Raw genomic sequence first — 13,377 nt, 5'->3', positions numbered from 1 at the left:
CCTTTTGGGAAAATGAGGTATAATACAAGGGAATAAGTCTGGAAGCGGGGGATCGAGATGCGCGTAGCCATTGCGGCTGATCATGGCGGATACAAGCTGAAGGAAGAAATCAAAACATTGTTGGAACAAATGAATATCTCGTATGAAGACTTTGGTTGTGAATGTGAGGTCTCGGTGGATTACCCTGACTATGCTTTGCCGGTTGCCGAGAAGGTAGCGGCTGGAGAATTTGACCGCGGCATTTTAATCTGCGGCACGGGAATTGGCATGACCATCGCGGCAAACAAAGTTCCCGGCGTTCGCTGCGCTTTGGTGCATGATACGTTTTCCGCAAGGGCCACCCGCGAACATAACGATTCCAACATTTTGGCAATGGGTGAACGCGTGATCGGTCCGGGTCTTGCCTTTGACATCGTGAAAATTTGGTTGGAGACTGAATTTTCTGGCGGCCGGCATGAACGGCGAATTGAAAAGATCAAGGCCGCGGAAGCGAAATTGGGAGTGCGTTAAATGGATCTCCAGTTGATTGAACAGCAGGTGAAAGAAGCGATTGCGGAACTATGCGAACTGGCCGAGTTGACCCCTGGCAAGCTGCTCGTAGTAGGCTGCAGCACAAGCGAGGTGTTGGGCAAACAGATTGGCAAAGCCGGCAGCCAGGAGGTGGCGGCGGCGCTTTATCGCGGCATTCTCGCTATGCAGGAGAAGTTCGGATTTGCCCTTGCTTTTCAATGCTGCGAGCATTTGAATCGAGCGTTGGTGGTGGAAGCCGACACGATGGAGAAATACGATCTTGAGCAGGTGTCGGTTGTTCCTGTCCCGAAGGCCGGAGGGTCCATGGCGGCTCATGCTTATGCGCAGATGACGTCACCGGTGGTCGTGGAGCATATCCGGGCCCATGCCGGACTGGACATCGGCGGTACTTTGATCGGAATGCATTTGCGACATGTTGCTGTTCCGCTCAGGTTGAAGCAAAAATGGATTGGAGAAGCGCATGTAACGGCTGCACGTACCAGACCCAAGCTGATTGGCGGAGTGCGTGCCGTTTATGAAATAGAATCAACTATTGATCAGGCAGGCAACTGCAGTTGAGGAGGAATTGGGATGTTAGAGTTTTTGCGAAATGAAGACCCGCAAGTTGCAGAAGCGATTAATCTGGAGTTGGGTCGCCAGCGCAACAAAATCGAGCTGATCGCTTCGGAAAACTTTGTCAGCCGCGCAGTAATGGAAGCGATGGGGACGATCTTGACCAACAAATATGCGGAGGGTTATCCGGGTCGCCGTTATTATGGCGGCTGCGAATATGTGGATATTGTCGAAAATATCGCCCGCGATCGGGTAAAAGAGCTGTTTGGCGCCGAGCACGCCAATGTTCAGCCGCATTCCGGAGCGCAAGCCAATATGGCGGTATATTTTGCCGTATTGCAGCCGGGTGATACCGTATTGGGGATGAACCTTTCCCATGGCGGTCACTTGACTCACGGCAGCCCGGTCAACTTCTCCGGTACGCTGTATAACTTTGTGGAGTACGGGGTTGATCAAGAAACGCAAACGATCGACTATGATGTCGTTCGGGCGAAAGCATTGGAGCATAAACCGAAGTTGATTGTCGCTGGGGCAAGTGCTTATCCGCGCTTCATCGATTTTGCCATATTCCGCGAGATTGCCGATGAAGTAGGCGCGTATTTCATGGTGGATATGGCCCACATCGCCGGCTTGGTAGCTACCGGCTTGCACCCGAATCCGGTGCCATACGCGCATTTTGTTACTTCTACGACGCACAAGACTTTGCGCGGTCCGCGCGGCGGCTTGATCCTTTGCAAAGAGGAATTTGCCAAGGCGATCGACAAATCGATCTTCCCCGGCGTACAAGGCGGTCCGTTAATGCATGTAATTGCAGCCAAAGCGGTTGCTTTCGGCGAGGCGCTCAAACCGGAATTCAAACAATACAGCCAACAGATCATCAACAATGCCCGCGCGTTCGCGGAAGCGTTGAAAGCGGAAGGGCTCAATCTTGTTTCCGGCGGAACCGATAACCATTTGATTCTGGTTGATCTGCGCAATCTTGGTCTAACCGGAAAAGTGGCCGAGCATCTGCTGGATGAAGTGTCGATTACGACCAATAAAAACACGATTCCATACGATCCGGAAAGTCCGTTTACGACCAGCGGCATTCGGATGGGGACACCGGCAGTCACCAGTCGCGGTTTTGACGAGGAAGCGATGAGAGAGGTTGCCTCCATCATTGCCATGACGTTAAAAAATCCGGAAAATCAGGAAGTGCATGAACAGGCGCGAGCAAGGGTGGCCACACTCTGCAGCCGGTTCCCGATGTATCCTGAGCTTGTGATCTGACTTGTGCTGGCAACAGCAATCCAAACCCGTTCGGCAAACAATCGTTTGCGACCGAACGGGTTTTTGCCTGTCCAAAGATAAATTGACGTAGCCTTTTTGCTCTTATATTATGATAAGGATGTACAGAATTGGAAACGGAGGAATGAAAATGAGCCAAGTTCATGTATTGGACCATCCATTAATTCAGCATAAAGTAACTTTCATTCGTGATAAAAATACAGGGACAAAAGAGTTTCGCGAATTGGTTGATGAAGTAGCAACGTTGATGGCTTATGAAATCACCCGCGATATGCCGCTGGAAGATACGACGATCGAAACGCCGGTGGCTACTTGTCAATCACGCGTGATCTCCGGGAAAAAAGTAGGGCTGATTCCAATTCTGCGCGCAGGTTTAGGAATGGTTGACGGCATACTGAAGCTGATTCCGGCTGCAAAAGTCGGACATGTAGGTCTCTACCGTGATCCGGAAACATTGAAACCGGTGGAATACTATGTGAAACTGCCAAGCGACATTACAGAGCGGGATCTGATTGTCATCGATCCGATGCTGGCGACCGGCGGTTCCGCGTCAGCGGCGATCACCGCTTTAAAAAATCGCGGCGCGAAAAATCTGAAGCTGATGTGTTTGATTGCCGCACCGGAAGGAATCAAGCTGGTGCAAGAGGAGCATCCCGATGTCGACATTTATGTCGCTGCCGTGGATCAGTACCTGAATGATCATGGATATATCGTACCTGGGTTGGGCGATGCCGGCGACCGTCTGTTTGGCACGAAGTAGGTGAATAAAAGATGAAAAAGATCAAAGTTATGACCGTTTTTGGGACAAGGCCGGAAGCGATTAAAATGGCACCGCTTGTCCATGAGTTGAAACGACACGAACAAACCATTGAGTCAATCGTCTGCGTGACCGCCCAACATCGGCAAATGCTGGATCAAGTCATGCAAATCTTTCGCATCGAGCCGGACATCGATTTAAATATCATGAAGGAACGGCAGACCTTGGTGCAAATCACTACCCGCGCCCTGGAGAGTCTCGACCAGGTGATGAAGGAAGCCAAACCGGACATCGTGCTGGTCCACGGGGATACGACGACCACCTTTGTCGCAAGTTTGGCGGCATTTTACAACCAGGTGGCAGTAGGCCATGTTGAGGCGGGTCTGCGTACCTGGGACAAGTACTCTCCGTTTCCCGAAGAGATGAATCGGCAATTAACCGGAGTGATGGCCGACCTTCACTTTGCGCCGACGAACGGATCGGCAGACAACTTGCGGCGGGAAAACAAACCGGAATCAGCGATTTATGTGACCGGCAACACCGCGATCGATGCCTTGCAAACAACGGTTCGGGAAGATTACGTTCACCCCGTGCTGGAAAAAACCGCCGGGAAAAAGTTGATTCTGATGACCGCACACCGTCGCGAAAATTTGGGCGAACCTATGCGCCGTATTTTCCGCGCCATCCGGCGAATTGTCGATGAACATCCGGAAACTGCCGTCGTTTATCCCGTCCATTTAAATCCGGCGGTGCAGGAAGTAGCGCAGGAACTGCTGGGCAACCACGAGCGCATTCAATTGATCGAACCGCTCGATGTGCTCGATTTCCACAATTTTGCCCGTCGTGCTCATCTGATTTTAACCGACTCCGGCGGTGTTCAGGAGGAAGCTCCTTCCCTGGGCGTGCCGGTGCTGGTGTTGCGCGACACGACCGAACGTCCCGAGGGAGTCGCTGCCGGCACGCTGAAATTGGCGGGAACGGATGAACAGCAGGTCTATGAGATGACCAACCAGTTGTTGACGGATTCTGCGGCATATGAAGAGATGGCCAAAGCGGCGAATCCTTACGGGGACGGGAAAGCGTCCGAACGAATCGTACAGGCCATTTTGCATCATTTCGGGTTGAGAGCGGAACGTCCGGCTCCCTTTCAGCCATAAACAATCCATTACATCGGAGAGGTCTGTTACGGATCTCTCCGTTTTCGCGTGCAACTGGTCGGTTTTACCAGAAAAAATTTTCCGATTTGCTTGAAACTATCAAATTGGAAAAAGCGTCTAATTAGATGTTCAAAAAGAAAGAGATAGATAGGTTTTGTTATGGGAGAGGAGTTATCAACATGAGAGCGCGCAAGATGATTTCGCTACTCGCAGCCTCCGTTTTGGCGTGGGGGGCTTTTGTTTCTTTGCCGGTAAATGTTGCCGAAGCAACACGGGCGGTCACCAGCAGTTTGAACCTTGACTGGCAAACCCCGATCGGGGAAGGGACAACCCTCCTGAAATATTCGAAGGCGTATGCGGGCAGCCCGGTCACCATTTATGTGACGAAAGTGGATTTGAACAATCCCTATGTTGAAGTCAAACCGGTGTACGGGACGAACGGAAAGCTGACGGAGCGGCAAACTGTCACCAATATGGCCAAGGAAACGGGAGCCGTGGCCGCGATTAACGCCGATTTCTTCAACATGAACAAACGCGGAGCCCCTTTTGGCATTGTGATGAAAGATCGGGAACTGATCTCGTCGATGGGGTTAATCTCGTATTGGTACAGTTTGGGGATTACCAGCGACAAGACGGCGATGCTGGAGCATTTTGGCTTTGGCGGAAAAGTGACGGCGCAAAATGGCGCCAGTTATCCGCTTCAAGGGGTTAACAAAGAAGAATACAATCCAAGTGAAGGGCGAAAAAGCCATCAGAATCAACTGAATCTTTATACGCCAAGCTTCGGTAAAACCAGTTTGGGAGCGCTCTCAGGCTATAAGGATGTTGTCGAAGTATTGGTCGTCGACAATGTTGTGAAAGAAGTTCATGTGAACAAGCCGGGTTTTTATATCCCTTATAACGGTTATGTTTTATGGGGACACGGAGCGGCCGCTGCTTTTTTGACGAAAAACTTCCCCGTAGGTTCAACGGCTTCTGTGGAATATTTAACGACACCGACGACAACGGACTGGACGCAGGCTGTCGGCGGAAGCTTCCTGATTGTCGATAAAGGCAAGCCGTTATCGTCGTTCCAGACCGACAGCTATATCAAGCAGGCCAACTCCCGGACAGCGGTAGGGGTCTCCCAGGACGGGAAAACGCTCTATCTGGTCGCTGTCGAGGGAGCAAAAGGCATCTTGCTGGATGAGTTGGCCCAAACGATGGTGGAGCTCGGAGCGTATCGCGCCCTCAATTTTGACGGGGGAGGATCGACCACGATGGCCGCCAGAATGTTGGGCGACACTCAGGCCAAGTTGATCAACCAACCGAAAGGCGGTTCGGAGCGCAGAGTGCCAACAGGGGTGGCAGTTTACAATACTGCTCCGCCGGGAACTCTGGCTGGATTTAGCGTTGATAGCCCGACCGAAATGCTGATTGGCCAGACAGTCGGCTTTACGACCAAGGGTTATGACAATCACTATCTGCCCTATCAGATTGACCCTAGCCAAATTCAATGGAGCGTCAGCGATCTGAATGCCGGTTACTTTACCAACCAGCAGTTTACCGCCACGGCATCAGGAACGACGACTGTTACGGCGACGGTCAATGGGGTTACCCGCAATCGTCAGCTTCATGTCATTTCGGGCCAAGAAGTGGCGCAGCTCATCGTCTCACCGAATCCGATCAACATCGGACAAGGAAGCACCGTGAAGCTGGATATCAAAGTGAAAACCAAGAGCGGCCAACTGATCCAGGCCACACCGTTGAGTGTGCAAACCGCGGTCAGCTCATCCAAAGCAACGGTCAACGATCAACTCCAGCTGGTCGCCGGTGACGAGGGCGGAGCTGATACGCTGACGGTCACCTATGACGGCGTGAGCACGACCGTGCCGATTATGGTGGGAGAAACTGAACAACCGTGGATCAACTTTGACCAGCAAACAGGAATGTTCCATTCGGGCTATCCGAGCTCGCTTAGCGACAGCGGATCGTTCGCGGCCGTGACAGAACCTGTCTATCGCTCGGCGAAAGCGGCAAAATTGCAGTACAATTTCAGCAATGCTTCCCCGAACGATGTACGCATCGCTTACGGAAATCTCGCGGCTAAACCGTTGGATATTCCTGGGAAGCCGATCGGGCTGGGAGTTTGGGTCTATGGCGACAACAGTCAACACTGGCTGCGGGCGGAAGTAATTGACGCCAAAGGCAAGACGGTTTACCTCGATCTGGCCGACGAGATCAACTGGACAGGCTGGAAACAGGTGAAAGGCTACTTCTCCGGCAGCGTAAATTATCCGTTGAAACTGAAGAGTATTTATGTTGTGAATCGTGCCGAAAATGAAGACAAACCGGTGAAGGGTACCATCTATCTCGATGAGATTTCGGTATTGCAGCCATACAATCCAGCGAAGAATTTGACGACAAAAGAAGTGACTCCCAGCGCCCCGGGAACGCTCTCGCTAGGCAGTGAACTCGATCTCGGCTATTCGTTCGCCAAATCGGCCGACTATTTGCAGAAGGCGTCCATCTCAACGGTGGCAGCCCCGGTTGGACAGCTGGACTACAAGCTGGCCGGCTATGGATTTACAATCAAACCGGTAGCGCTAAAAGAGGGGAAACAGGATCAGTTTGCCGTTTCCCCGGCCCAGCTGACGTTTACGCCGAAAAGCTGGATGAACGGAAAAGGCGTGGGTCTGCTCTATGTGAATGAAACAAACGGTACGTACGATACATTGCCAGGGACAGTAGACAGCAAGGGAAATTGGGTCTACCAGGTAAACTCCTATGGCACCTACCTTCCCTACTACTTGGATAAACCGGATGGCGTCGCTTTCTTCGACATCATTCATCATCCGGCACAAGCGGAAATTACCAGCCTGGCACAACGCGGGCTGGTGAAGGGGCTGACCGAGGATCTGTTCGGTCCGGAAGTTTCCCTGACCAGAGCGCAATACGTTACCTTGCTGGCGAGAGCGTTTCAATGGGAACTGCCGGACGATCCCCGGCTGAATTTCAAGGATGCCGTCCCCGCCTATGCCCAGGCGGCTGTTCAGGCAGCGATGGAGAAAGGTTTGGTGAAAGGGTATCCCGACCAAACATTTCGGCCGGATCAAGCGGTAACCAGAGCGGAAGCAGCCGTCATCCTTGACCGCGTGCTGCAGAAAACAGCAAAGCCAGCGCAAAAACCGGCGGATCAAAGCAGTTGGCCCGGTTGGGCAGCCGCTTCTATCAACAATCTGGTGGGAGCGGGTATCATCGATCTGCAAGGGAGCAAGTTTGAACCGAACAAACCGACGACCCGTGCTGTTTGTGCCGTAGCGTTATATCGGGCGTTGCAATAACGGACAACTGGGGACAAACCGCAGTGCAAATAAACGGCACTGTGGTTTTTTTGACAAAGTGCACAAAACAAGGAAGGAAACATTTCAGCCGCGCAGAATTGTTTTGGTATGGAGCGAGAAAGCGCTATCATAGAAACCCCGTCTCGATAGGGAATAATTAGAAAAATATTGGGTAATCTAAGCCCAAAGGCCCCTTTTTGACAGATTCCTGCCTCTTGTGCGTAAAGCAAAATGTGTCAAAAAGCAGGGCGAACATTGCGCAATCCGGCGGATTTGTGAACGCTTTGTGTACGAAGGGAATGACAAGTTGACAAAGCTAATAATTGTTCGTTAATATGTATGAGGGCATGGCAGAAGTAACCTGCTTTCTCCAAGTTTGAAAGGAGATTGGACACTTGTCGAAACTGGATAATCCATGGCAAGCTTTTACCTTGATCAGTTTGATAGGTGTGGATATGGCCGTCTGTGTCATATCGGGTGTCATGTTGGGGCGATATATCGACCGACTGCTGAACACCAGCCCATGGTTTCTGATGATAGGACTCTTGATCGGCCTTGGGATCGGTGTCTACAGTGTCTATCGGATCATACGCTCATACCTCTAGGGAGATGGAAGATGCAAACGTTTACTGCGGCGATGCGTATGACTTTTCGCTTTGCTTTTTACAGCATCGCTATTACAGCGATACTCTGGGCGCTGTTGCCACAACATCGGCTTTTTTTGCAAAGCTTGTTGCTTGGCATGGGTGGAAGTCTTCTGAACGGCGCTGTCCTCCTCAGCAAAATCTGGAGGGTTGGTTTGTTTGCAACAGATCCAACCGTCCGGCCGAAGGGAACCGGAATGCTGCAACGCTTATTGATTGCCGGTTTCGTTGTTTTCCTTACCATTCGATTTCCCGATTTGTTTATCTTATCTGGTGCATTAATCGGACTGTTTTTGGTCCCTTTGCTCAGTTTACCTTTTGTTTATCGCTCCTTAAAATAGATCAATTTGTGTATTTTGGTTTTTGTGTATTTCGCTAGGTATACCGTTCGATAGAAAGGGGTGAATTAGATGCATCAATCGTTGCGGTTTCAATGGAATGGGCTAGTATTTGATATATCAGCCATCATAATGATGATTGTAACATCATTGGTAGTGGTGTTGCTGCTTGTCGCTCTGACAAGAAACCTGACGGCTGGCGTTCCAAAAGGAAAACAAAATCTGGTGGAATGGTTTGCTGATTTTGTTCAGGGTATCGCCGGCGGATTTATGAAGCCAAAGGTTGCAGCCGGCTTCATCACGTTGGGATTAACGCTGCTGCTTTATATCTTTGTAGGTAACCAACTGGGGCTTGTGCTCAACATCAACACTAGCCACCATGAAGTTAGCGAAAGTCTTATGGACAAACTGACTACGGCGACCTCTCCGGAGGCGGCGGAAGCGAAGCGCCAGGTGATCGAAGAGGAACTTCACAATCCGGAAGGACATGGAGTTGTCGTCAGCTGGTGGAAATCTCCTACCGCTACGCCTAGTGTTACCTTTGCTTTGGCCATAGCTGTTTTGCTTTACTCACACTATCTGGGTATACGCAAAAGTTTTGGCGGTTGGGCGAAGCATACCTTTTTAAACCCAATCCATCTTCTTGAGGAAATCGTCATCAAACCACTGACATTGCCGTTGCGTCTTTTCGGGAATATCTTTGCCGGTGAGGTTTTGATTGCGTTCCTCTTGGGAGTAGGGATATTTGGAACGATTCCACTGCTAGTATGGCTAGGTTATTCCGTATTCGTAGGGACGATCCAAACTTATATCTTTGTCACTCTGACCATGGTTTACATTTCGCAACAGATTAATGACCAACATTAATTCTAATCATTTGGTTTATCATTCTAAGGAGGTATTTATTAATGGAAACTCTAGGTTTAGCTATTGCGATTGGTGTCGTATTCGGTCTTGCTGCTTTGGGCGCAGCGATTGGTAACTCTTTGGTTATTTCTCGTACAATTGAAGGTGTTGCGCGTCAACCAGAAGCACGCGGTAACTTGATGGGGATCATGTTCTTGGGTCTCGGTCTTGTTGAGGCTGTGCCGATTATCGCAGTTGCAATCGGTTTTATCCTCTTCGGCCGTCTGTAATTTTGGCCATAGAGTAAATACGGGCGGGGGCGTGGCCTTCGCCTCTCTTTTGTAAAAGATCACTGAATCAATAGTCAAATGATTCTCCTGAAAGCATGGAAGGAGTGAACAAAATGATTGACTTTGGCGCCGTCTCCTTGGAGTGGGGCACGATGTTGGTACAACTCATCGTATTCCTCATTTTATTACTTATTGTTAAAAAAGTTGCCGCGGGACCGATCGTGGCAATCATGGAAAAACGCCGACAACACATTGAAAACGAAATTACGACCGCAGAACGCAACCGGCAAGAATCGGAAGCGTTGCTGGCGGAGCAACGCCGTCTGCTTGATGAAGCTCGCCTTGAAACAAAAGGCATTATCGAGCGTGCAACCAAACAAGCAAACGAAGAATCTTCCCGGATTATTCAGGAAGCCCAGGAAACAGCAGCTCGCTTGAAAGAGCAAGCAAGTGCAGAACTGGCGCGGGAAGTAGAGAAAGCGAAAGCAGAATTGCGTAATCAAATGGCTGGATTGTCCGTAATGCTGGCATCGAAAATCATCGAGAAAGAACTGGATGAAGCTGCGCAAAAAGCGACTGTCGATAAATTCCTGGCACAAGTGGGAGATCGCCTATGAGCAGCATTGCGAAGCGGTATGCTCGTGCCCTGTTTGAGGTAGCAAAAGAGCGCGGACTAATCGACCAGATGGAAACGGAATTAAATGATATTGTCAGTGTGGTCAATCAAAGCGAGGATTTGAACAAGATTTTGATGCACCCACACATTTCTGCAGACAGTAAAAAGCAATTGTTTAAGGATTTGTTTGCCGCACACGTTACAGCGGAAGTGATGAACTTGCTGGACGTGCTGTTTGACAGCGGCCGGGAAACAGAATTGGCAGCGATTGTAGCAGCTTTTATCCAACAAGCCAATGAAGAACGTGGCATTGCGGATGCAGTGGTTACCGTGGCGAAACCGATCAGCGAGGAAGAGCAAGCGCGAATTTCCGAGCAGTTTGGCAAGCTGGTTCACAAAAAACTGCGCATACAGACTGTCATAGATCCTTCGATTTTGGGTGGCGTTGTGGTGAAAATTGGCGACCGTCTTTACGATGGAAGCATCAAGAGCAAATTGGAACACTTCGCCCATCAATTATAAGAAGCTTGGATGAATGGGGTGATCATTGGTGAGTGCAATCAGACCAGAAGAGATTAGCGCCCTTATTAAAGAGCGGATCGCTAATTATAAATCTGAAATTGAAGTAGTAGACGTAGGTACGGTTATCCAGGTCAGCGACGGTATCGCTCGTGTACATGGTATGGACAAAGTGATGGCTGGTGAGCTGCTGGAGTTCCAAAATGGCGTAATGGGGATGGCGCAAAACCTTGAAGAAGACAACGTGGGTGTTGTTATTCTTGGACCTTTCCGTGAGATCAAAGAAGGCGATACGGTAAAACGTACGGGCCGCATCATGGAAGTGCCAGTAGGGGAAGCTTTGCTCGGCCGTGTTGTTAACGCATTGGGACAACCGATTGATGGATTGGGCCCGATCAATACGACGGAATTCCGTCCGGTTGAAAGCCCGGCACCTGGCGTAATGGCTCGTAAATCCGTGCATGAGCCGCTGCAAACCGGGATCAAGGCGATTGACGCGATGATTCCGATTGGCCGTGGACAACGCGAATTGATCATTGGTGACCGTCAAACGGGTAAAACTGCAGTTGCGCTGGATACAATCATCAACCAAAAAGGTCAAAACATGATTTGTATTTATGTCGCAATCGGTCAAAAACAATCCACCGTTGCCAACGTTGTGGAAACTCTCCGCAAACACGGCGCGCTTGATTATACGATCGTCGTATCCGCTACCGCCTCCGATCCGGCGCCAATGCTTTACTTGGCACCATATGCCGGCGTAGCGATGGGTGAATACTTCATGTACAAAGGACAACACGTCCTGTGCGTATATGATGACTTGTCCAAACAAGCTGCGGCATACCGTGAGTTGTCGCTGTTGCTTCGCCGTCCTCCAGGCCGTGAAGCATATCCTGGGGACGTATTCTATCTGCACTCCCGTTTGCTGGAACGTGCAGCGAAATTGTCCGATGAGTTGGGTGGCGGTTCCTTGACGGCGTTGCCGTTCATTGAAACACAAGCAGGCGACGTGTCTGCCTATATTCCAACCAACGTAATTTCCATTACCGACGGACAGATCTTCCTGGAGTCCGACCTGTTCAACGCGGGTCAACGTCCTGCGGTAAACACCGGTATTTCCGTATCCCGCGTAGGTGGGTCTGCACAAATTAAAGCAATGAAAAAAGTTGCCGGTCCGCTTCGTTTGGACTTGGCGCAATATCGCGAGTTGGCTGCTTTCGCTCAGTTCGGCTCCGATCTGGATAAAGCAACCCAAGCCCGGTTGACTCGTGGTCAACGCGTTTCGGAAATTATGAAACAAGGCCAATACGAGCCAATGCCGGTTGAAAAACAGGTTGTGTCGATCTATGCTGCAACCAAAGGCTTCCTTGACGATATTCCGGTTTCCGATGTTATGCGGTTCGAGAAAGAAATGCTCGCTTACATCGATGCCAACAAGCCGCAGCTTTTCGAACACATTCGCACAACCAAAGAATTGCCAAATGAAGATGATTTGAAAGCGGCGATCGACGAATTCAAAAAGGGCTTCGCTGTAAGCCGCTAATCGATAGAAGACATCTTATGTATGCCGGGTCGCTCACGAGCGCTCGGCATGCATCCACAAGGTGGTGAAACGCATGGCTAAAGGAATGCGGGAAATTAAACGAAGCATTAAGAGCATCAAGAATACCCGTCAGATTACCAAAGCGATGAAGATGGTCGACGCTGCCAAGTTGCGCCGCGCGCAAGAAAAAGCGGTAGCTGCACGCCCATATGCTGACAAGATTAAAGAGGTCATTGCCAGCATCGCTGGAGGCACAAACGGGTTTAAACATCCGATGCTGGAAACCCGTCCGGTGAAAAAGACAGGATATATTGTCATTACTTCCGACCGTGGTTTGGCTGGTGGTTATAATGGCAACATCATTCGCAAAGTCATTCAAACGATCAACGAGCGTCACAAGTCACAAGATGAATACAGCATTTTTGTGATTGGCCGCAAAGGTCGGGATTATTTCCGCAAACGCAACTATCCGGTGATCGAGGAAATCGTCGGTTTGCCTGACAGTCCATCTTTCTCGCAAATCCGCAAAATTTCCAGTGAAGCGGTGAAATTGTTTGCGGACGGCCAGCTTGATGAGTTGTACCTGTGCTTTAACCAATTCCAAAGCGCACTGGTGCAAAATCCGTCTGTCAACCGTTTGCTCCCGCTTGATCAGATCGAAGGGGAAACGTCTGGCGTCAATTATGAATACGAGCCTTCTGCTGAAGAAGTGCTGGTTGACCTTTTGCCGAAATATGCAGAGACCGTTATTTACAGCGCGTTGCTGGAAGCAAAGGCGTCTGAACACGGTGCCCGGATGACTGCAATGGGGAACGCAACAGACAACGCAACGGAAATGATCAATAAATATACACTCTTCTATAACCGCGCGCGTCAAGCCGCGATTACGCAAGAAATCTCAGAAATCGTTGCCGGTGCAAACGCACAAGCATAGGAATGGCAAACTTCCAAAACGGCTTTACAGGAGGGAAGAA

Annotated in this window: 14 protein-coding genes; all 14 read left to right on the top strand. The window is 50.2% G+C overall.

Annotated features, from left to right (window positions below; all coding sequences use genetic code 11):
* Positions 1 to 57: 57 nt before the first annotated feature.
* The 14 genes from rpiB (at position 58) to atpG (ending at position 13,337) form a co-directional block, all read left to right on the top strand.
* Positions 58 to 510, top strand: a complete 453-nt coding sequence (gene rpiB / locus JOD01_RS08810; protein WP_204517923.1) for a ribose 5-phosphate isomerase B — start codon at positions 58 to 60, stop codon at positions 508 to 510.
* A complete protein-coding gene (locus JOD01_RS08805) occupies positions 511 to 1,089 on the top strand; it encodes a TIGR01440 family protein (protein ID WP_204517922.1) in 579 nt (192 codons plus the stop codon). It begins immediately after the preceding gene.
* Between the two features lie 12 nt (positions 1,090 to 1,101).
* The gene (locus JOD01_RS08800) at positions 1,102 to 2,352 is read left to right on the top strand and encodes a serine hydroxymethyltransferase (protein ID WP_204517921.1); all 1,251 of its coding nucleotides are present in this window, start codon (positions 1,102 to 1,104) and stop codon (positions 2,350 to 2,352) included.
* Positions 2,353 to 2,500: 148 nt separating this feature from the next.
* Positions 2,501 to 3,130 (top strand): uracil phosphoribosyltransferase, encoded by a 630-nt coding sequence (gene upp / locus JOD01_RS08795; RefSeq protein WP_204517920.1) that lies wholly within the window; start codon positions 2,501 to 2,503, stop codon positions 3,128 to 3,130.
* An 11-nt stretch (positions 3,131 to 3,141) separates the two neighbouring features.
* Positions 3,142 to 4,284: a non-hydrolyzing UDP-N-acetylglucosamine 2-epimerase gene (gene wecB, locus JOD01_RS08790; RefSeq protein ID WP_204517919.1), complete on the top strand. Its 1,143-nt coding sequence runs from the start codon at positions 3,142 to 3,144 to the stop codon at positions 4,282 to 4,284.
* A gap of 179 nt (positions 4,285 to 4,463) precedes the next feature.
* On the top strand, positions 4,464 to 7,607 hold the full coding sequence (locus JOD01_RS08785) for a phosphodiester glycosidase family protein (RefSeq protein ID WP_204517918.1): 3,144 nt from the start codon (positions 4,464 to 4,466) through the stop codon (positions 7,605 to 7,607).
* 395 nt (positions 7,608 to 8,002) lie between these two features.
* Entirely contained in the window at positions 8,003 to 8,212 is a 210-nt protein-coding gene (locus tag JOD01_RS08780) for an AtpZ/AtpI family protein (RefSeq protein WP_204517911.1), read from the top strand.
* Between the two features lie 11 nt (positions 8,213 to 8,223).
* Positions 8,224 to 8,592: a hypothetical protein gene (locus JOD01_RS08775; protein WP_204517910.1), complete on the top strand. Its 369-nt coding sequence runs from the start codon at positions 8,224 to 8,226 to the stop codon at positions 8,590 to 8,592.
* A 69-nt stretch (positions 8,593 to 8,661) separates the two neighbouring features.
* On the top strand, positions 8,662 to 9,456 hold the full coding sequence (atpB, locus tag JOD01_RS08770; protein WP_204517908.1) for a F0F1 ATP synthase subunit A: 795 nt from the start codon (positions 8,662 to 8,664) through the stop codon (positions 9,454 to 9,456).
* A gap of 41 nt (positions 9,457 to 9,497) precedes the next feature.
* The gene (gene atpE, locus JOD01_RS08765; RefSeq protein ID WP_204517906.1) at positions 9,498 to 9,725 is read left to right on the top strand and encodes a F0F1 ATP synthase subunit C; all 228 of its coding nucleotides are present in this window, start codon (positions 9,498 to 9,500) and stop codon (positions 9,723 to 9,725) included.
* Between the two features lie 113 nt (positions 9,726 to 9,838).
* Positions 9,839 to 10,342 (top strand): F0F1 ATP synthase subunit B, encoded by a 504-nt coding sequence (gene atpF, locus JOD01_RS08760; RefSeq protein ID WP_204517904.1) that lies wholly within the window; start codon positions 9,839 to 9,841, stop codon positions 10,340 to 10,342.
* Positions 10,339 to 10,863: a F0F1 ATP synthase subunit delta gene (locus JOD01_RS08755; RefSeq protein WP_204517903.1), complete on the top strand. Its 525-nt coding sequence runs from the start codon at positions 10,339 to 10,341 to the stop codon at positions 10,861 to 10,863. Before atpF ends, JOD01_RS08755 begins: the two co-directional genes overlap by 4 nt.
* A 28-nt stretch (positions 10,864 to 10,891) precedes the next feature.
* The gene (gene atpA, locus JOD01_RS08750; protein WP_204517901.1) at positions 10,892 to 12,403 is read left to right on the top strand and encodes a F0F1 ATP synthase subunit alpha; all 1,512 of its coding nucleotides are present in this window, start codon (positions 10,892 to 10,894) and stop codon (positions 12,401 to 12,403) included.
* A 73-nt stretch (positions 12,404 to 12,476) separates the two neighbouring features.
* On the top strand, positions 12,477 to 13,337 hold the full coding sequence (gene atpG / locus JOD01_RS08745) for an ATP synthase F1 subunit gamma (RefSeq protein ID WP_204517899.1): 861 nt from the start codon (positions 12,477 to 12,479) through the stop codon (positions 13,335 to 13,337).
* The last annotated feature ends 40 nt before the right edge of the window (positions 13,338 to 13,377 follow it).

The organism is Brevibacillus fulvus (genome assembly GCF_016908525.1).
In the GTDB taxonomy this organism is placed as follows: domain Bacteria; phylum Bacillota; class Bacilli; order Brevibacillales; family Brevibacillaceae; genus Brevibacillus_G; species Brevibacillus_G fulvus.
The sequence above is the reverse complement of the archived record's forward strand: the minus strand, read 5'-3'. Positions and strand labels throughout refer to the sequence as shown.